Raw genomic sequence first — 20,370 nt, forward strand, 5'->3', positions numbered from 1 at the left:
ACCTGTTTCGTCGCAGAAAGGGCCGGACTGCCTGCCGGGTGTGCAATAAATGGCTACTTTGCTGCCATGAAAAAGCCATGGTACCAGCAAAAATGGGCGGTGTTCTCTCTCCACGTGATTACCTGGCTATTCTTATTTTCTCTGCCGTACCTCCTGCGTTCTTCCTATAAAAACGAAGGGGCGAAAAAACCGGTAGACGAACCCGGGACCTTCTTTCTTTTTGGCCTCATTATGAATGTCCTTTGGGTATCGGTTTTTTATTTCAATGCTTTCTGGCTGGTGCCGCGTTTTATTTACAGGAAACGTTACTGGTGGTTTGCATTTGCGCAATTGCTGTTGTTGTTCTTACTGCTGTTCACCAGCGCTTCGCTGTTCCGCCTGCTGGTTAGCACCAAGGTTTTCAGTGTGGGACCACACCTGCTGGTCAATTTTTTCATTTACCTGCTCATTTTCTCCGGCAGTACCACTTATCGTATGGTGAGTGATAAAATTGGAGAAGACAGGCGCCTGTCTGAAAAAGAAAACGAGAACCTGAAAACAGAGCTGGCTTTGCTGCGTTCGCAGGTGAGTCCGCATTTCATGTTCAACGTACTGAACAATATGGTGGCGTTGGCCCGAAAAAAATCAGACCTGCTCGAGCCCTCGCTGATCAAACTATCCTCGCTCATGCGTTATATGTTGTATGAAGCTGATGAAGAAAAAGTATCGCTCGATAAAGAAATAGAATACCTGCAGAGTTATATCGACCTGCAGCGGCAGCGCTTTGGCAATAAAGTAAGGGTTCAGGTAGACCTGCAGGCCGATAATGAGCATTACCAGATAGAGCCCATGCTGTTGATACCCTTTGTGGAAAACGCTTTCAAGCACGGTACCACGTTGCTCGAAGACCCGATGATCAACATCAACCTGCAGGCAGAAAAGAACCTGCTGAACTTTTCCGTTGAGAATCGCTACAATGGAATGACTGTTGAAGAGAAAGACAAAACTTCAGGCATCGGCCTCGCCAACGTAAAAAGAAGGCTGCAGTTGTTGTACAATGATGCCTATAAGCTCAATATTTCCAACCACGATCACCTGTTTACCATTACCCTGCAAATACAACTTTCCTGATGTTAAAATGCATAGCCATAGACGATGAGCCGCTGGCGCTGGAACTGCTGGTAGATAATATTGGCAAAGTGCCTTTCCTGCAATTGGTGGCAGCCTGCGACGATCCCATCAAAGCGCTGCAACTGTTGCAGACAGAAGAGATCGACCTGGTGTTTGTAGATATCCAGATGCCCGGCCTCACAGGGTTGCAACTCATCCAGAGCCTCACCAGGAAACCCATGTTCATTCTCATTACTGCATATGATAAATATGCGTTGGAAGGTTTTAACCTCGATGTGATCGATTATCTCGTGAAACCCGTTTCACTCGACCGCTTCATCAAGGCCTGTAACAAGGCACAGGAATGGCACCAGTTGAAACATACCGGGCCGGTACAACAGGCAACTGCCACAGATTTTTTCTTTATCAAAGCCGATTACAGCCTGGTGAAAGTTGCGTATGCAGATGTGATATGGGTAGAGGGACTGAAAGATTATGTGGCCATCCACCTGCAAAGTACTGCCAAACCGCTGATAGCGAGGGTGAGCATGAAATCTGTTGAAGAACAGTTACCCCCGCCGCTCTTTCTTCGTATCCATAAGTCCTACCTGGTCTCCACCCGTTATATTACGTCGGTGCGCAAACATGCCGTGTTCATTGGAACCCGGGAGCTGCCTGTTGGCGATGCTTACCGGGATGCACTGGCGGCGCTGACCGGAAAAGCGCTTTGAGCATGTCCGTTGGTATGGCATTCGGCCGTTTCGTCGCAATATTTTAGCCACTCATCTCATTTACGGGATGCCGCCTCTTACCGCAAGATATTTTTGTGCAAGCAAATGATAATGATATGAAAAAGTACCTGTACACATCTTTATTAGCCCTCTGTATGGCGTTTATGGCCGGCGCCCAAACGAAAGGCCCTATGAATGCCAATATCGGTCATGTATATGGTAAAGTGGTAGACAGCACCGGCAAAGGCATCAGCGATGTGTCGGTTGTGATTACCAGGAGTGCTTACGACAGCGTTTCCAAAAAGAAGAAAGATTTGCCAGTAAAGGCTTTCATCACGAAGGCCAGTGGTGAATTCAATTTCGAGGAGTTGTCTGTTTTTATGCCCCTGCAATTGAAGATTGCCGCTACCGGTTATAAGCCTTATAAGCAAATGCTCAGTTTTCAGATGAAAATGCCTGCCGGCGGAGGCGCAGGCGCGGCGGGCCAGGGCCAATCGGGCGGCAACGCCATGGCGGGGTTGAGCGCAGCGCTCAACGCATTCGACAAAGACCTGGGCAATATCAAGCTCACAACAGACGTAACACAATTGCAAACCGTAACGGTTACCACTACTGCCAAGCCTTTGCTGAGAATGGATATTGATAAAAAAGTATTCAATGTAGAGAAGAACCTGGTGAGCAGTGGTGGAACGGCTGTGGATGTAATGCGCAACGTACCTTCCTTGCAGGTAGACATCGACGGAAATGTGAAGCTGCGCAATGCTGCTCCGCAGATCTATGTAGATGGCCGTCCCACTACACTTTCGCTCGACCAGATTCCGGCCGATGCCATTGAAAGTGTGGAAGTGATCACCAACCCTTCTGCCAAATACGACGCTTCAGGCGGTACTGCAGGCATCCTCAACATCGTGCTCAAGAAAAATAAAAAAACGGGTTATAATGGAAACCTGATGGCAGGAGTGGACAGTCGCGGTGGTTTTAACGGAGGCGGTAACCTCAGCCTTCGCCAAAACAAATTCAACATCTCGTTGGCTACCATGACCAACCAGATGCGCAATCATACCAGCGGTACTACCAACCGCCTCAACTACGGCGATACACTCACACACGTATTGCAGCAGAACGACAACAAAACAAAGGGAGGTTTTCTTTTCGGCAGGCTGGGTGTGGATTATTTTGTTACCAACCGTACTACCATATCACTGGCAGGTATCAAAGTACATGGTAAGTTCAAGCCCGGAGAAACCATCGATATTCAAACCGATACTTTATTGAACGGCGGCAAACTGAGCGGATTAAGCCGGCGCGCCACCACGGGCGACCGTGAGTTCAATGCCAGCGGTTTGCAGTTCGGTATCAAACACAATTTCCCCAAGGCTGGTGAAGAACTCACTGCCGACATGAACTATTTCTCAGGTAAGAACGAAGGTAATTCCCTGTACACTACGCAGTATTACCAGGGCAATACCGTAGCTGGCACACAATTGCAGCAGGTAGTGAGTGATGGAAACAACCGGTTCATGACCATACAGACCGATTATGTGAAGCCCTTCAATGATCAAACAAAACTGGAGACCGGACTTCGGGCGCAGTTGAATCACCTGGTCAATAACAACGAAACCTTTTTGCAAAGACCGGGTTCGCCGGATATGGTTAAACTGGGTTCTGCCACCAACAATTATCAGAACGACAACAATGTATATGCAGCGTATGTTTCGGTAACCAGCAAGATCAAGAATTTCGGTTACCAGGTGGGTTTGCGTGCAGAGCGTTCCGATTATACCGGCGAGCTTACCAATACGGGCGAGCAGTTCAGCAACAAGTATCCCATCAGCCTGTTCCCTTCATTGTTCCTGAGCCAAAAGCTGAAGAAGCAGCAAGAGTTGCAGTTGAGCATCACCAGGCGTATTAACCGGCCGAATTTTTTCCAGCTCATACCTTATGTAGATTATACAGACAGCCTGAACATTACCAGGGGTAACCCGGCGCTTACACCGGAATTCACCTACTCGGGTGAAATGTCTTACGGCAAAACTTTCAAGGGTAACAACAGTCTCCTGTTTTCGGTATATTACAAATACACCGATCACCTGATTACACGTTTTCTTGATAAATCTACGAACCCGCTTACCGGTAAGCAAGACCTGATCAATACATTCATCAATGCAAACTCGGCTTATTCTGCGGGAGCAGAACTTACTTCCGTGAACAGCGTAACCAAGTTCTGGGACCTTACCACTAATGTGAACCTGTACAATTCAAAGATCAATACCACTAATATAGGCAACAGCCAGGATGCTTTGTGGAGCTGGTTCGGTAAACTAAACAGTACATTCAAACTGCCTTCAAATGTGAGCATACAGCTTACGGCCGATTACCAGTCTAAAACCAACCTGCCCGTGAACAATGGTCCTGGTGGTTTCGGTCCGCCCATGCAACAGGCACAATCGGCTTCACAAGGATATGTAAGACCTTTCTGGGGCATGGATCTTGCGGTGAAGAAGAGTTTCCTGAAGAACAATGCAGCTACGGTTACTTTGTCTGTGAATGATATTTTCCGCACGCGTAAATCGGACCAGCATTCAGAGAGCGCTTATTTCTCACAGGATTATTATCGATTGAACAACCCGCAGATGGTGAGATTGAATTTCACTTACCGTTTTGGCAAGATGGACCTGTCGCTCTTCAAGCGCCAGAATACCAAGAACCAGGGCGGTGGCATGGAAGGAGTGAACATGCAATAGTTCCTGTTTTCGACTCACTAAAAATAAACGTATCTTTAGCAAATACAGGGCTGGTTATGTAAGTAACCGGCCCTGCATTAATTATTGTTGAACGTTTAAACAGTTACGTCATTGACAGAAGAGATCAACCAGCCGTTTCCCCACGCATATCATAATATTGTTGTGGCTACGCAATCATCGGGGTTTACCATGGCATCCGATGTGTTAACTTGTTCATTGTTGAGAACCCTCGCTGCTTCCAGGCCATCGGGTAAATTGCTGGAATTAGGAACAGGTACGGGTCTATCTACTTCATGGATACTCGACGGGATGGATTTGGCAGCTACATTGGTTTCCATAGACAACGACCCTTCTTTTTTGAAGATCGCCAAAGAAAATCTTGAACCTGATGATCGCCTGAACCTGGTAGAGGCCGATGGCGGCGAATGGATAGCAAGCAATAAACATCAACGGTTTGATTTTATTTTTGCGGATACCTGGCATGGGAAATACCTGCTCCTCAACGAAGTATTGACGATGCTGAACAAAGGAGGTCTCTATATCATAGACGATATGTTACCGCAAGCCAATTGGCCGGAGGGGCACCAGGATAAAGCAACAAAACTGATCGCATGCCTTGAAGCAAGAGAAGACCTGGTAGTGACAAAACAAGCCTGGGCAAGCGGGATCATTATTGCAGTGAAAAAATAGATCATCACAACTGTGAGCGTAAAAGACCAATTTCTGAACAGCGTTTGATCTGTCAAGAATATGGAAGCTGGCTACACATAACCTGCTTCCATTAGATGATAAGGGTAATGTTGTTTTTTTAAATGCCTTTCTTTTAAGAATACAATTATAAGGGCTTCTTCGGCAGGAAATCCTGTGGGCTGCATTTCAATATTTTCGCAATATCGTTGAGGTGCTTAAGATTGTAATGTGAAGGGTAATTAGGACTTTCAACCTTGCCAATAAAGCCAACGGACATATCCAGGGCATAAGCAAGATCGGCCTGAGACATTCCCAGTTCGAGTCTTTTTGCTTTGACCCGCTCGATCGCATAGTGATCGATCTTGGTTTTTTCCACTTGCTTATTGGGCATTGTCCAAAAGTGGACAAATCTTTCTCCCTGAACAATCACCTATAGGAGAGTTTTTGATTGTACACATGATATAATACCCGCATCTGGAAGAAAAACAGATTATTTCTTACTAATCAAAGCTTCTTTTACCATTTCTTTTTTAAGCCTGGATACCGGAATGCGTGTACCATCTGTTAACAACAATTCAAGCACGTTGTCGTCTTTCAATAAACTTCGAATGAATTTTCGGCTGATGAGATGGGATTGGTGACACCGAATGAACTGGTAGTCTTTTAACATTTCATCAAATTCGTAAATGCCTTTGGATACCAGGAGCTTTTCGCCGGATTGAAGGTAAAAATTAGTATAATTATTGACAGACTCGCAACGGATTATTTCATCCGGATTCACCAGCCTGATTTCTTTCAGCAACGGAAGGGCAATGCGGTGTTCTTTCTGTGGATTATTGAGTAAAGAAAACAAGTTCATAATTTGTTCCTGTGTTTGTCTCTTTTGGTGTCTTGATACCGCTTTTAAAAGTGCCAGGGAAACCTCCTCTGATTTCACGGGTTTCATCAGGTAGTCCAAAGCAGCGAACTTAATTGCCTGAATGCCATACTGATCGTGACCAGTTACAAAAATGACATCAAAGTCATAGTCGCTGATTGCTGACAACAGATCGAATCCTGATTTGCCTGGCATCTGAATGTCAAGAAAAACGAGATCAGGATGAGCAGCGGCGATTAATGATAGCCCCTGCTCTGCATTGAATGCTTCCCCAACAATATTTACCCGGCTGGCATGTTCAGTTAACAAGCCCCGCAGGTGTGTGATGTTTTTTCTTTCGTCATCTATGATTACAGCTCGTATCATTAGACCAACCAGTTTTTAAAAAAGAAACGGACGGACGTTCCGCTATCAGCATGAACCAGGTTATATGTAATCTTTTCTTTTTTGTACAGTTTTTTTAAATAGGCGATTCGTTCTTTCGTGAATAGAATACCATACCCGGATTTTTGTTTGTCAGAAGGATAAAATCTTTTTCCATTGTCTTGTATGTCAATTTCAAGACTATTTCCCCTTCTGCCAATGACAATGATGATATTACCAGCATTACCCATTCCTGCCACGCCATGTTTCACTGCGTTTTCAACAGATGGCTGCAACAACATGGGAGGAAATTCTATGGCCTGCAGATTAAGGGCAGGATCAATGATGATATTGTATTGGAACTCGAAACGAAGTTGTTCAATCCGGATGTATTTTTCGAGTATATCAATCTCCTGCGATAAGCTAATCAATAAATGGCCGCTATTTTTGAGGGTTGCCCTCATAATGTCGGCAAAAGAAGACAGGTATTCATTTGCTTTTCGGTTTTCTTTGTTTGTAATCAGCCCTTCAATGGAATTCAGTGCATTGAATACAAAATGCGGGTTTAATTGGCTTTGCACGGTTTTTAACTGGGAAAGCGCCTGTTTTAATTTTTGTCTTTCTTTTCTTAATCTGAGTTGATACAAAGAATAAGTAGCTCCCAACAGCGTTGTCACGGATGAGGCAAGGATCAGGCTTTTGGCTATTGATGTTTGATACCAGAAAGGCAGTGCGATTACGTGGTAACTACTATGTATATCGGCGCCGGCATATTTGATATCCAATTGGTATTGCTGACCGGCCTTGATCTGCGGAAGCGCTATCAGGTGACCGGTCAATATCCAATCGCTGTGATTCCTGTCTTTGACATTCTTGACCCTATAAAAAATACAGGAATCTTTGTTCAGCGAGCGCTTATTAATGAGGAATTCAGGGTATTTCCCCGGGGTAACATTTATGGAAGTTGTTTGTAGACTGTTGAATCCGGGAATTATGTCTTTCCCTGATGCTACAGCTTTAGCGGTATGATGGTTGTCAACGGAGTTGTATAGTTGTTTACATCGATAGGCGCCGACAATGGGCATCAGCTGAGGCCGGTTAAAGATATGTTGCTGAATAATACTTGTCTTTGTTTTGAATCTGAACTGGATGGTCAGCTTCTCGGCTATTCTTAATACAGTATCAATCAATAATCCGCTATGCGGAAAAGCATTTCTTTCCTGATCTTTATAATGTAAGTTTTGCCATTTACTGACAGCAGATTGATTGATGAAATACCTGTATTCTATTTGAGCGATCCGTTCTTTTTTCAATGGGTTGCCGGTTTGAAAAAGATGATCACTTTGAACCATTTTTCCCCTTGGAGCCAATGCTATTCTAAGTCTGCCCGAAACTGTAATAAACGATTCTTTAGCCGATAATTCTCGTGAATAAATACCAGATTCAATCATGAGCGGTATTTCTGCAATGAACGTAATGATGTACCTCTTGCCTGACTGAGCATTCGCATTACATAGGTCAATGAAACCTGAAAACATGAAAACAAATAAGTAAAACTTTTTCATTCCCATACTTCTTTATCAATCCAATGTAATAATTATTTAATAACTATTCAATCACCTAGCGGATTATTGAAAAGCCATACCGAATTCACATCGGTTGCTTACCAATCACTGATGGGCCCTGATGGCGCTTTCTTATTTGAACAGTTTTGAGTGTAATTCAGATCACCTGCAGATTCATCATTCAAAACCATGTTTATGAAAACCTTATTCAACTTATTGTTTGTTTTGTCATTAGCCGCTGGTATAAATAATTCCCATGCGGCGGAAGTTTCTTATAAAAGGCCGTCTTTCTTTAAGGGCAACCGGGAAATGCACCGGGTTTTACAAGCTGCGCTGAACCGAGTATCGCCCGGTAGTAAGCTGGAGAGAATAGAGCAGATTACTTATGCGGGCACCCAGGAGAAAAGCTATGCATTTGTCTCCTACCGTTCTGATAAAGGGATCGGCAAAATGGTCATTCAAAAGCAATTACTCGCAGGCAATAAAGTTGCTTTTAGCAGTGTATACTGTGACGGTACGGGCTGTGATTGCCAGGTAACTACGGTTATTGGCAGTGATGGTGGGGTAAAAACGGGTTGCTCATGCAGTTCCTGCACGATGATGGTGAGTAACATCGCCACACCTTAATAGAAAACATGCATGCACAGGGGATACTGAAAACCTGTAGAAAAGAGTAAGTAATTGTTAAACATGCTTTGTATGTTTTAAAATCGAAGCATAAAAGCCTAGCTGATTTTGTATAAACACTTAAACAGCCGCAAGTATATTCCGGCTTATCGTTTAATCTAAGAATTTTTTCTGTTTTTTGAGATTATAAAAGCAGCCTGAATCATGAAAAAATCTAAAAAATTACTGGCGTTATTCGCTCTGGCATCTACAGTTGCTATTGCCATTCCTGCTATGTCTTTCAAAACAACAGCAGGCAAGAAAGTCGCAGCTACTATCTGGCGTTACAATTTGACCAATAATGAGAGCGATGCAGCTTTCAAAGCAAGCAACTATACCGATGTAACAAGTGAGCCATCACCACAATGCCCTACTCCGCCAACCGTACAGTTGCCATGTACTATTGAACTCAATTCACCAACCTCATTGCAGTCTTTCCTCGATGCTCAAAGTAATAGCATGAGCACACTGCTTTCGAAACCTGAGGTTACTTCTTACAAGGAAATAAAATGACAAAAACAAATTAAGGAATAGAGCGTTACGCTCTATTCCTTTTGATCCTTAAGATGCCTTTCTCATCATCTCGGATTTTGCTGCATACCCGTTGTGGCTATTACGTCCTCGGGTATTGCTACGGCATATCTCGGATCATTGGGGGGCAGTAAAAAGGTTTCTCCGTTGATAACCCGTTTAAGGGTGATGCCAGCCCCATCTTTGTTCAACCGCTTGATATCCATCCATCTCAATCCTCTGAATAAAAGTTCTTTTCTGCGTTCTGCCAGTATTTTCGAAACTGCATCGGTAGCATCAGTAGCCGTTAATGGAACATAGGTTCCCTTCTTCCACCTTTTTATAAGCAAATAATTCAGATCATTCATCGCTTCAATGGTTTTTCCAGCCCTTGCGTTGCATTCCGCTCTCATCAAATACACTTCGTCTGTAGCAATTCCTCCAAAAGGACCAGTGCTATAATGCCCTTTAAAGCCATATGTTCCATCATTGTTGCTTCTGAAAAATGCGGCTTTCCTAATGTCGTTGGGTTCGTAAGAGGCATATAGCATAGAATCCACAATAGCTTTAGGCCCCAGCATTTCAAACGATGATGCCAGGTTTTCAAAAACCACCTCTGTATTGAATTGTGGAATGGGAGCTGCAGCTCCAGCATTAATATCCTTATTATAATCCATCAGATCGTTTTTAATAGAGAGGCAAAGCGAAGCGTATTTAGCACAACTATCGTACTGCCGCATAGAAAGGTAAGTGCGCGCCAGTAAACCATAAGCTGCAGGCCTGGATGGTCTTACCACATGAACAGGAACTTCTGGCAGAAGAGGAATTGCTTCCATAAGATCTCTGATGATCTGATCATAGGTTTCCTTTACTGTAGAGCGAACGGAGGGCTTGTTAAAATCAGCGTCTAAGCGCAGCGGTATTCCCAGGTCGTTCGTTGCAGTACTTTTATCATAAGCCAGCGCCCATACAAAAGCTACTTGCTGAAAACATTTGGCTCTCCAAAAAAGCGCCTGCCCCTTTATGTTGCTCCATTGAAGCAGGTTATTTTGGCTGGTACTTATATTATGAATGTTATCCAGGACTGTATTGGCAATATTGATAAGCCTGTAAGAGTTGCCCCAATCACTATTAGAATATTCGTTTATTGGTTCAATCACATAATCTTTTTGCCAGGTATAGAGCCGCCTTTTGTATTCGTTAAAAGAAGCCCAACCGGCATCGGTAAGATAGAAGTTATCGGCACAGGATTCAGCAGTAGTAATATCTCGCTTGTTCACTTGTGTATAAGTGTTCAATAACGCCTGTAACTCTTCCAGTGTATTAGGAACTGCCAGTCTTTTATCGGGCTTGGCTTCTAAATACTTATTGCATGACCAGCCGGTACTACCGATGATAGCCCATAGTATGATGGCATATATGATTGGTCTTTTTATTGTTGTCATAATTGATCTTTTAACAAGTGTATTAATAGTTGATGCGAACCCCTGCCGTAAAAGAAATGGACGGTGGTGTGGCTGATTCAGAATAATCGGGATCTATGCCGTATTTATTTGCACTCCAAAGAATACCCAGGTTACTTGCATTACAGTATAACTGTATTTGCTTAAAAGGCAATTGCTTTATTTTCTGCTTATCCAGTTCATAGTTTATGGTAACGTATTGCAACCGTATATGGCTGGCATTGCTGATGGTAGCAGCAGATGCTTGATAAAAACCGTCCCTGGCAGATATGGCAGGGTATATTAAAGAAGGTATATCGGTTATTTTTTCATCTCCCGGGTATTGCCATCTTTTGGCAAAATCGGCATGCCCTATCCCGGAAGCGTACAAATTGTTGTAGGAAATGGTGTTTCTTCTGAAGTAATAGCCGAATTTGTACATCATTCTTACGGTTACCGACCAGTTTTTCCATGAAAAAGTATTGCCCATTGAACCATAAAATGTGGGCATAGCGCTGCCATGATATACCAGATCGTTGATAACAATGGTATTACCCATTAATGTATTATAGTCTTTACTTACCTGGCCTTTATAATACCCTTGCGGATCACCTGTGGCTGGGTCCAGCCCGGCCCATTGATAAGAAAAGAAGGAATATACCGGTGAGCCTTCCAGGCCCGATATTCCCGGCCTTGATCCATTGATGAAATTGCTTGCCCGTTTCGATGACAAATAATAACGGGTTATTTTATCGGTGTACCAGCTTAGGTTTAATTGTGTAACCCATTTGAATGTGCGATCAATGTTCAGGCTATTGCAATCAATATCTATCCCGTGTGCCTTCATAGAAGCTGCATTCTTTGTAATAGTACTGCCAATGCCGGTAGTATAATCTATAGGTGTATTTCCCATCAGGTCTATTCCCTGTTTTATAAAAAATTCCACGCTACCCGATACCCTGTTATTTTTTGATCTGACATCGATACCCATATTCAGGGTTCTTACTTTCTCCCATCTTAATTCCGGGTTGGCATATTGTTTAATAACAGCGGAGGGTGTTGCTGTGTATGGAGAATTGGATAAGTATGAAATAGTCGTAAGGGCCGGAATTTTTTGATTTACATTACCACTATAGCCGTAAGTAGCCCTCAATCGCAAGAAAGGCCATGTTGCAGCATGATAAAAGCGTTCTTTGTCAATCTGCCAGGCGATCCCGGCCGACCAGAGAGGCGTCCAACGGTTATTGGTTGTTACCCCAAATACGTTGGAAGCATCTTTACGGCCGCTGACAGAAACTGTATACTTATTCTTATAGGTGTATGCCCCATTCGTATAAACAGACACAAAGCGATTCAGCAAATCAGTGTAACTGGTGTAGTCAACGATATATGCTTTGTATCCTGTTATAAAGGTGGGGTATGGCGTAGCATAGTCTACCTGGGCAGTGTTAAGCGTATTATCGTTATAACCGTACGACCGGCCACTATTACCGGTAATATGCGCTTCTCTTACTTCACTGCCAGCTATTACCGATAAGCTGCTACTGCCCCATGTATGGCTATAGTTCAGTTGCGCGCGCAGGTTGTTCACTGTCATGGTTGAAGAAGACAGGTCAAGCATAGCGCCTCTCGGCACCCTGTAAATGTCGTTGGCGGCGGTATTTCCCAACTGGGTAAATTGGTTTACATAATTGCGTACGCTGTAACTCTGTTCACTACTCAACACGCTGTTGGCAGATGCTTCCTTTTCATACTGGTATTTTATGTCGAAAGAAAGGGCATTGTTAAACGAATAGCGTATGCCCAGGTTTACCAGTACATCCTGTGTTGAACCAGTTAAAGCCGTGTGTGAGTAATCGGTAAGAGGGTAATAATTCCAGTCGAGCAATCTGCCCCTGCCGGCCGTATCGAGGTAAGACTGCCTGTACGATTTTGCAACCGGTAAAGGGTTCCCGTTTGCATCGGCAAACGATGTATACGGAGGGAGGGCGCTGTTTGCCATAGATATGCTTCCGTAGGCGGGGCGCCCGCTGCCGGTGCGGGACTCAGCTAAATAAACACCTGCCGAAACCTGCAGGTTCTTTACGGGCGTCATTGTATGATTGAACCGAAGGCTGGCGCGCGAATAAGGCGCATACAATTCGCTGATGTTCTTATCGTAACCACCCGATACCAGCCAGGCTGAATTGGAGTTGCCGCTCTTTACGTTGAATGCATATTGTTGGTTTACGGCATTCCTGTAGAAATATTTGCTGAAATCGTTGCGCACATCTGCCTGCCTTAAAGCGTTGATACGGGCATTTGCTTCGTTTTCGCTAATGGCGTTTCTTCGTTGCTGAAACAGTATTTCATAAACAGGGCTAAAGGGCAGCTTGTTAATAGATGCGGTATCGGAAAATTTATATCCTTTGCTGAAAAGCATTCGTTCCACATCAATATAATCGCTGCTGTTTATTTGTTTCAGGTACCACAAATCCGGTTTGGTTATAATGGAAATACTGGTGTTCAGCTCGACCGAAATGGGCTGATTGAACTTTGACTTTTTGGTGGTGATTACAATAACCCCGTTACCCGCCCTTGCGCCCCAAATAGAAGCTGCAGCAGCATCTTTAAGCAGGGTAATACTTTCAACATCATTGGGGTTTATATTGCCAATATCTCCCTCGTAGGGAAATTGGTCTAAAACAATAAGGGGGCTTTTGTCTCCGGACAATGTGCTGAGCCCCCGGATCATCATCCCGACTCCAGTTTTCCTGTCAACCATTACACTGCTGGCTATAGCTTCTAACCGGCTCAACACGTCGGTAGAGGTTTGCTGGTTAAACAATTTGTTGTCTATCTGGGTAAATGAACCTGTAGCCCGCTCTTTGGGCACAGACTGGTAGCCGGTTTGCACAACCACTTCGGGTAGCTCTGTTGGAAGATTTTTAATTGACTTGTTACTCAACAGCCTTGCAATATTTTCCTCAGTTACAGGTTCTGAGCCAGTTATTGCTTTGATAACGCCATGGGCGTCTATCCAAACATAATGAGGAATTATTTTGTGTGGAAACAGGTGGTCTGCAATGGTATCGCCTATTACTACGGGAAGGCTGAAGGAAGGAAGGTCAACAGTAATGTTCTTAGTAAATGCATCGATCTTCTCCCTGTTGTCACCGGTATTTTTGGCGCATACCAATATTATCTGCAATTGATTGCTGTATTTTTTCTGTAAAGAATCGAGCAGCCCGAATTTCTTGTAACAGGCCGTACACCAAGTGGCCCAGAAATCTAATAGTAGCCCTTTTCCTTTATATGAAGCCGTATTTGATGATTGAATGTTACCCTTATCAAACACTTGTATAGCTATAGCAGGTAATGTATCTCCAATGCTTAGTACGCCGGTATTGGATTTAGAAGCGGGTAATTTCGATTGAGGGAAAGCGTATAGCATGGACAATACCATGGCCATTACGCCACAGAGATGTTTCATTGGCAGTTAGTTTTTAAATGAAGAAAGAATAATAAAGCGGGGGGAATGCAGAAAAGAACTAAACGGGCGCTTTTGGCTTACGCGCATAACAAGTACTCAGGATGTGCTGACCCTTATTATGCTGCGTAATACCAGGTTTGGTATTTACAAAAGCGATAGCGTATTTATACTCAATGTTCACTTTCCTATAGGTGATTGTTAGGAATAAATGTTTTGTCCATTTTTTGAATGCGAAAGCGCTGAAATGCAGTCCGCAAGATTTCCTCCCCCCTAAAGCCACTATAATACTAAAATGTAACTTGTAAGCAGGGTGTATTCTAACTCTAAGATAGGGTATTTTCTATTATTTTACTCATACTCAGAAATTTTTTTTCAATTCGTATATCTATTATACAAGGCGCCGGGTATCATAGTTGACCATAATAGAAACACGTACTTTAACAATGGGACTTATCTGTATCTCGAAGCAGTCGTTCTTACAATAAAAAATAATCAGGATGAAAGTGTACATATTTTTTTTGATTGACAGTAAGAGATGATTGTTGTTGTGTCAGAGATTACATTTTCATTTTTATCCTAACGCAATCGGTTGTGTGATTTATTACACTTACATCAATGTATAAAACAAGTCACTAGATTTGGTAATGCTAAGTTAATCTGACGGCGAACCATTGAATTTTCAGTGGTTTTAACTTTGCCTCCGATTAATCAAATCACTTAGGTGATATTGTTATGTGTAATGAGAAATACCTGCTTGAACAATTGATTGCCGGTGATGAAGCGGCATTTAAGCAGCTCTATTTTTTATACAGTGAAAGATTATACGGTAACTTATTAAAACTGCTTAAATCTGAATCGATAGCCCAGGAAATATTGCAGGATGTGTTCATGAAAATATGGGACCACCGGCAGCATATCGATACAGAAAAGTCTTTTCGCTCCTATCTTTTTCGCATTGCAGAGAACATGGTCTGCAACTTCTATAAAAAAGCTTCCCGCGAAAAAGCGCTGCTGCAACAACTGGTATCCAAATCTTCCGAAGAATACGCACACGTAGAAGAAACCCTTTTTTCCAAAGAACAAAAGAGTTTCCTGCATAACGCCATAGAATCCTTGCCGCCCCAGCGGAAGCAGGTGTTTGAGCTTTGTAAGGTAGAAGGCAAAAGTTACGATGAAGTCAGCGGCCTGCTGGGCATTTCCATCTCCACCATCAGCGACCATATTGTAAAAGCCAACCGCTTTCTCAGGGAATATTGTATCAAAAACAAAGAACTCATCATCCCTGCCTTGTTGGTTACCCTTTGGAGCTGTTAACAATAAGGAAACATACTTTTTTAATTTCCGGGCAGAGGGATTTTTCTCCAGGATTGTATTAGCTATAAAGCAAAATTTTGTCTCCAAACGAAAGACTGGAAGAATTGTTCGCCCGTTTCCTGAATAACGAATGCTCAAAGGAAGAAACCGAGTGGCTGATGAAGGAATTCGAAACAGGCAACGACCCCGAACTACTGAAAAGCCTGGTACAAAGGCAACTGGAATCCTTGCCCGACAGGGAATCGTACACTGCCGAAGTAAAACAAGTGTACCAAAGCTTGTCCGAACATATTCAGGCATCTGCCTCAAAGAAACAGCCAACCGGTAAAGTGGTGCCTGTTTTATGGAGAAGAATGGCTGTAGCCGCTTCTGTACTGGTGGCGGTAGCAATCGGTTATGGACTGTTCTTCAACAAACAAGGAAAAAACATCCATGAAAAAGGCCCGCTTGCTGTTAAAGATTTCAAACCGGGTGGCGATAAAGCGATACTTACATTGGCCGATGGATCTACCATCCTGCTCGACAGCGCCCACAACGGTACCCTGGGCCAGGAAGGCAATACCAAAATATTGAAGCTGAACAACGGTGAGCTGGCTTATAACACAGCCAGTGGCAACACAGGAGAAATACGGTACAACACCATCGCCACACCCAAAGGCGGTCAGTACCAGGTTGTGCTTTCAGACGGAACAAAGGTTTGGCTCAATGCCGCTTCATCACTGCATTTTCCCGCTGCCTTTGCAGGTAAAGAAAGAAGGGTGGAGATTACCGGCGAAGCCTATTTCGAAGTGGCGCACAATGCCGCCATGCCTTTCATTGTAAAGAATGGCGATAACGAAGTACGTGTACTCGGTACTCATTTTAACGTGAATGCTTACAGCGATGAAGCTGCTGTGAAAGTAACCCTGCTGCAGGGTAAAGTAAATGTTACCCAGCTCAACACCCATCGCTCACAATTACTGGCGCCCGGTCAGCAAGCGAGTATGCATGCCAACAGCGATATCAAACTGAATGACGACGTGGACCTGCAATCTGTGATGGCATGGAAGGATGGCCTTTTTGATTTCAGCAATGCCGATATCAAAACCATCATGCGCCAGATAGGAAGGTGGTACGATATTGAAGTGAGCTATGAAGGTAATATTTCCGAACGCGAGTTCTCAGGAAAGATCAGCAGGAACACCAATGCTTCGAATGTGCTGAAGATACTGGAACAAAGCAATATTCATTTCAAAATAGAAAACAAAAGAATTGTAGTAATGCCCTAGCATAAAAAACCGGATTCCGTTGGCCCGGAACCCGGAGAATGTCGGGCTAATCCATAAATACAATTGTTGACACTGCTTATTTTTTAACCCAAACCTGTTCCGAGGTCATCGGAACAAAACAAAGTTATGCATTTACCAGCTCTTTGCAGTTCCCCCTGCGGTAAAAAAAGGAGGAATTCAATTGCTCAAATGTTATTGGTCATGAGACTCGTTATTTTCTTCTTCATCGTGGGCCTGCTGAAAGCGAACGCCAACGGCTACTCGCAAACCGTTACCCTCTCGGAACGGAACGCCCGCCTGGAGCAGGTCTTCAAAAAGATCGAAAAACAGACCCGGTTTTTTTTCTGGTACGAGAACAAGACCTTGAAAGAATCCAGGAAAGTAAATATCGATGTACAGAACGCATCGCTGGAGCAAGCCCTGAATCAATGCTTTGCAAATCAACCGCTCAGCTATGTGATCATCGATAAGACGATCGTGGTAAAAGAGAAAAAGCAAGCCGTTACTGTTGAACCGGCTGCGATCACACCTGCACCTATACCAGCTCCACCGCCACCCACCATCAAGGTGAAGGGAAGCGTAACTTCTGCCGAAGGGCAACTGTTATCCGGTGCTTACATCAAACTGAAAGGAAGTAATAGAGGCACTACGGCAGCCAACGACGGCAGCTTTACCCTGGAGATACCCGAACAGGGCGGTACCCTGGTGATCTCTTATGTAGGTTACCAGTCCGTTGAGATACGTGTTACCAAAAACGCCACGCTCAACATTGTAATGGAACAGCAGAAATCCAATGTAGATGAAATTGTAGTAGTGGGCTATGCTTCACAGCGCAAGGCCAACCTTACCGGTGCTACCGATAAAGTGGGTGCTAAAGAATTCGAAAGCCGCCCCATCAACAATATTGGCTCCGGATTGCAAGGGTTGGTTGCCAACCTCAATATTACCAATGGCGATGGAAGACCTAACACCGCTTCTGCATTGAACATACGCGGCGCCGTTTCCATCAATGGCGGAGAGCCGCTGATACTGGTAGACAATATTCCCGTTACACAAGCCGAGCTGACTTACCTGAACCCTACCGATGTAGAAAGCGTAACTGTGCTGAAAGACGCCGCTTCCGCTGCCATATATGGCGCCAGGGCTTCTTTTGGTGTGATACTGGTTACTACCAAATCGGGCAAGAACAATAAACTCAACGTTAACGTCAATGCCTATTCTTCGTACAGAACCGTGGGTAAACTGCCTGAGATTGTTACCGACCCGTACACTGCGATCACCATCAAGAACCAGGCAGCCTTTCCCCTGTACAACCCGGCATGGCCTGCTTATATGGTAGACTATGCCAAACAGCGTTCACAGAATCCATCACTGCCTGCAGTGATCGTGAATCCTAATAATCCCAACAAGTACCTGTACATGGGCAATACCAACTGGCTCGAAGAAGGGTACAACAAAACTGCTCCTTCGCAAGACATTAACCTGAACCTTTCACAGAAGACAGATAAACTGGCGTATTACTTCTCTATGGATTATTATAACCAGGATGGTATCATACGTTACAACCCCGATACCTACAAGCGTTACAACATGCGCGGTAAGGTTGATTTCAATGTAACACCCTGGCTTACGTTTAGTAATAACACCAGCTTCGCCAACATACTGTACAATTCACCCACTTACCTCGACGGGAATTATTTCTGGAACCTCAACAGGCAATCTGCTTTCGATGTGCCCAAGAACCCCGATGGTAGCTGGACTTCGGCAGGCGCCAGCCAGTTGGGATCTATACAGCAGGGCGGCCGCTCCGATTCAAGACTGAATGATTACCAGAGCACATTCTCTTTCAATGCTTCTATTCTGAAAAATTTGTGGAGCATCAAGGGAGACGCTACTTTCAAGAGAACATCCAGTCTCGAAAAAAGATATGAGATACCTGTTCCTTACATAGACGGACCCAATGGGCCTGTAAAATATGCGGGCGGACTTACCGGATCATCTACCAATAAAACGAACAACACCAATTACAATGTGTACAATCTTTATACAGACGCACATAAAAAATTCGGTGACCATTTCATAAGCGTACTGGCCGGTTTCAACCAGGAAGAACGCAGCAGTATTTCCAATTCAGCAGTAAGAAATGGTTTGATCTCTTATAACCTGCCTACCGTAAACCTTAGTACAGGTTCCATGACGGAATCTGAAACCATTCGCGAATGGGCGGTGCAGGGCTTCTTCGGCAGGTTGAATTACAATTTCAAAGACCGTTACCTGCTGGAACTGGATGGCCGTTACGATGGTAGTTCACGTTTCCCTAAAAACGATCGCTGGGGCTTCTTCCCCTCTGCTTCTGCAGGATGGGTGATCTCTGAAGAATCTTTCTTTGCCGGTATCAAAAAAGCCACAAGTATCGACTTCCTGAAATTCAGGGCATCTTATGGTTCGTTGGGTAACCAGGCATCTGTATCGGAATATGGTTATATACCTACTATGAGTTTTACACCGCAGATAGGCCAGATACTCGGAAGCAGTCTGCCTTCTGCTGTAAATGTTCCCGGCGCCGTATCACCCAGCTATACCTGGGAGAAAGTGAATACCACCAACTTCGGAGTAGACATGTTGTTACTGGATAAACGCCTGGAACTGAACTTCGATAAATATTCCAGGATAGTAAACGGAATGCTGGTGCCTGGTAAAACATTGCCTGCGGTTTTTGGTACTGGCGTACCTATGGTGAATGCAGGTGATATGCAAACCAAAGGATTTGAATTGAAATTATCATGGCATGATAAAGTGAAAGTTGCCGGCGCTGATTTCTATTACAACTTCACGGCTTCACTGGCCAACAGCAAGGCATGGATTACACGGTTCGATAATCCTACCCTTTCACTCAATAACTATTATAAAGGACAGGAACTGGGAGAGATATGGGGTCTTGGTGTAGACGGTTTCTTCAAATCACAGGATGAGATCAATGCCAAAGATTATTCTGCAGTGGGGGAAGACGATAACAACTACACTTTCTATGTAGGTGATCTCAAATTCACCGACAGGAACAAAGATGGCAAAGTGAATTTTGGAAAGTATACAGTGAGTGATCCGGGTGATTTGTATAAGATCGGCAACTCTTCACCACACCTCCCTTACAGTTTTGAATTTACCGGTTCCTGGAAGGGCTTTGATGCGCGCATCTTCATGCAGGGAATTGCAAAGAGAGATTGGTACCCGGAGCCCAGCAATATTTATTTCTGGGGAATTTACGCCCAGCCATGGACCAACGTTACTGTTCAGAACCTGGATCGTTGGACACCCACCAATCCCAATGGTTATTTCCCCAGGGTGAAATCTTATATAGCGGAAGACTGGATGCAGGAATTGGCTATACCTAATAATCGCTACCTGCAAAATGCCAGCTACCTGCGTTGTAAGAACCTGACCGTTGGTTATACGCTTCCACAATCGTTATTGAGAAGGGCCGGGATCAGCAGGTTGCGTTTCTATGCCAGTGCTGAAAACCTGTTCGAGTTCACACATACAAAAGTAAGGCTTGATCCGGAATCATTAGGCGCTAAACGCGGCGGAGATATTTATCCTTTCCAGCGCACTTATTCGTTTGGCTTGAACCTTAACTTTTAA

14 protein-coding genes are annotated in these 20,370 nt (G+C 44.1%); 9 read left to right on the top strand and 5 right to left on the bottom strand.

What is annotated here, in order from left to right; translation table 11 throughout:
• Positions 1 to 66 precede the first annotated feature (66 nt).
• The 4 genes from BLU98_RS07435 to BLU98_RS07450 all read left to right on the top strand — a co-directional run bounded on the left by BLU98_RS07435 (position 67) and on the right by BLU98_RS07450 (position 5,254).
• On the top strand, positions 67 to 1,110 hold the full coding sequence (locus tag BLU98_RS07435) for a sensor histidine kinase (protein WP_092723404.1): 1,044 nt from the start codon (positions 67 to 69) through the stop codon (positions 1,108 to 1,110).
• The gene (locus BLU98_RS07440) at positions 1,110 to 1,820 is read left to right on the top strand and encodes a LytR/AlgR family response regulator transcription factor (RefSeq protein ID WP_092723405.1); all 711 of its coding nucleotides are present in this window, start codon (positions 1,110 to 1,112) and stop codon (positions 1,818 to 1,820) included. Before BLU98_RS07435 ends, BLU98_RS07440 begins: the two co-directional genes overlap by 1 nt.
• A gap of 116 nt (positions 1,821 to 1,936) precedes the next feature.
• Positions 1,937 to 4,564, top strand: coding sequence for a TonB-dependent receptor (locus BLU98_RS07445; protein ID WP_092723406.1), 2,628 nt, complete (start codon positions 1,937 to 1,939; stop codon positions 4,562 to 4,564).
• Positions 4,565 to 4,675: 111 nt separating this feature from the next.
• Positions 4,676 to 5,254, top strand: coding sequence for an O-methyltransferase (locus BLU98_RS07450; protein ID WP_139173864.1), 579 nt, complete (start codon positions 4,676 to 4,678; stop codon positions 5,252 to 5,254).
• A 145-nt stretch (positions 5,255 to 5,399) separates the two neighbouring features.
• Here BLU98_RS07450 and BLU98_RS07455 read toward each other — a convergent pair whose 3' ends face one another.
• The 3 genes from BLU98_RS07455 to BLU98_RS07465 form a co-directional block, all read right to left on the bottom strand.
• On the bottom strand, positions 5,400 to 5,645 hold the full coding sequence (locus BLU98_RS07455; protein WP_037327610.1) for a helix-turn-helix domain-containing protein: 246 nt from the start codon (positions 5,643 to 5,645) through the stop codon (positions 5,400 to 5,402).
• Between the two features lie 99 nt (positions 5,646 to 5,744).
• Entirely contained in the window at positions 5,745 to 6,497 is a 753-nt protein-coding gene (locus BLU98_RS07460) for a LytR/AlgR family response regulator transcription factor (protein ID WP_092723407.1), read from the bottom strand.
• Positions 6,497 to 8,059, bottom strand: a complete 1,563-nt coding sequence (locus BLU98_RS07465; RefSeq protein ID WP_257574799.1) for a sensor histidine kinase — start codon at positions 8,057 to 8,059, stop codon at positions 6,497 to 6,499. The genes BLU98_RS07460 and BLU98_RS07465 overlap by 1 nt, the downstream gene beginning before the upstream one ends.
• Before the next feature lie 195 nt (positions 8,060 to 8,254).
• Here BLU98_RS07465 and BLU98_RS07470 point away from each other — a divergent pair, with 195 nt between their 5' ends.
• Positions 8,255 to 8,686 (top strand): hypothetical protein, encoded by a 432-nt coding sequence (locus BLU98_RS07470; RefSeq protein ID WP_092723409.1) that lies wholly within the window; start codon positions 8,255 to 8,257, stop codon positions 8,684 to 8,686.
• A gap of 204 nt (positions 8,687 to 8,890) precedes the next feature.
• Positions 8,891 to 9,238 carry a hypothetical protein gene (locus tag BLU98_RS07475; RefSeq protein WP_092723410.1) on the top strand — a complete coding sequence of 116 codons (348 nt, stop codon included), beginning with the start codon at positions 8,891 to 8,893 and terminating at the stop codon, positions 9,236 to 9,238.
• Between the two features lie 65 nt (positions 9,239 to 9,303).
• On the opposite strand, the gene BLU98_RS07480 is transcribed toward BLU98_RS07475, so the two are convergent.
• Entirely contained in the window at positions 9,304 to 10,680 is a 1,377-nt protein-coding gene (locus BLU98_RS07480; RefSeq protein ID WP_092723411.1) for a RagB/SusD family nutrient uptake outer membrane protein, read from the bottom strand.
• Between the two features lie 22 nt (positions 10,681 to 10,702).
• The gene (locus BLU98_RS07485; RefSeq protein ID WP_092723412.1) at positions 10,703 to 14,149 is read right to left on the bottom strand and encodes a SusC/RagA family TonB-linked outer membrane protein; all 3,447 of its coding nucleotides are present in this window, start codon (positions 14,147 to 14,149) and stop codon (positions 10,703 to 10,705) included.
• Positions 14,150 to 14,881: 732 nt separating this feature from the next.
• Between BLU98_RS07485 and BLU98_RS07490 the strand changes: the two genes are divergently transcribed.
• From BLU98_RS07490 to BLU98_RS07500, 3 genes are all read left to right on the top strand, one after another.
• Positions 14,882 to 15,463, top strand: coding sequence for an RNA polymerase sigma factor (locus tag BLU98_RS07490; protein WP_092723413.1), 582 nt, complete (start codon positions 14,882 to 14,884; stop codon positions 15,461 to 15,463).
• Between the two features lie 77 nt (positions 15,464 to 15,540).
• Positions 15,541 to 16,731, top strand: a complete 1,191-nt coding sequence (locus BLU98_RS07495; protein WP_092723414.1) for a FecR family protein — start codon at positions 15,541 to 15,543, stop codon at positions 16,729 to 16,731.
• Positions 16,732 to 16,932: 201 nt separating this feature from the next.
• Complete coding sequence (locus tag BLU98_RS07500; RefSeq protein ID WP_257574800.1) at positions 16,933 to 20,370, top strand: TonB-dependent receptor; 3,438 nt, start codon at positions 16,933 to 16,935, stop codon at positions 20,368 to 20,370.

It is taken from the genome of Hydrobacter penzbergensis, from assembly GCF_900106985.1.
In the GTDB taxonomy this organism is placed as follows: domain Bacteria; phylum Bacteroidota; class Bacteroidia; order Chitinophagales; family Chitinophagaceae; genus Sediminibacterium; species Sediminibacterium magnilacihabitans.

Bases quoted from the DNA above. Each gene is read 5' to 3' on its own strand.
- BLU98_RS07445 (WP_092723406.1), top strand. From the start codon at position 1,937: ATGAAAAAGTACCTGTACACATCTTTATTAGCCCTCTGTATGGCGTTT.
- BLU98_RS07500 (WP_257574800.1), top strand. From the start codon at position 16,933: ATGAGACTCGTTATTTTCTTCTTCATCGTGGGCCTGCTGAAAGCGAAC.
- BLU98_RS07460 (WP_092723407.1), bottom strand. From the start codon at position 6,497: ATGATACGAGCTGTAATCATAGATGACGAAAGAAAAAACATCACACAC.
- BLU98_RS07470 (WP_092723409.1), top strand. From the start codon at position 8,255: ATGAAAACCTTATTCAACTTATTGTTTGTTTTGTCATTAGCCGCTGGT.
- BLU98_RS07485 (WP_092723412.1), bottom strand. From the start codon at position 14,149: ATGAAACATCTCTGTGGCGTAATGGCCATGGTATTGTCCATGCTATAC.
- BLU98_RS07455 (WP_037327610.1), bottom strand. From the start codon at position 5,645: ATGCCCAATAAGCAAGTGGAAAAAACCAAGATCGATCACTATGCGATC.
- BLU98_RS07475 (WP_092723410.1), top strand. From the start codon at position 8,891: ATGAAAAAATCTAAAAAATTACTGGCGTTATTCGCTCTGGCATCTACA.
- BLU98_RS07435 (WP_092723404.1), top strand. From the start codon at position 67: ATGAAAAAGCCATGGTACCAGCAAAAATGGGCGGTGTTCTCTCTCCAC.
- BLU98_RS07465 (WP_257574799.1), bottom strand. From the start codon at position 8,059: ATGAAAAAGTTTTACTTATTTGTTTTCATGTTTTCAGGTTTCATTGAC.
- BLU98_RS07480 (WP_092723411.1), bottom strand. From the start codon at position 10,680: ATGACAACAATAAAAAGACCAATCATATATGCCATCATACTATGGGCT.
- BLU98_RS07490 (WP_092723413.1), top strand. From the start codon at position 14,882: ATGTGTAATGAGAAATACCTGCTTGAACAATTGATTGCCGGTGATGAA.
- BLU98_RS07440 (WP_092723405.1), top strand. From the start codon at position 1,110: ATGTTAAAATGCATAGCCATAGACGATGAGCCGCTGGCGCTGGAACTG.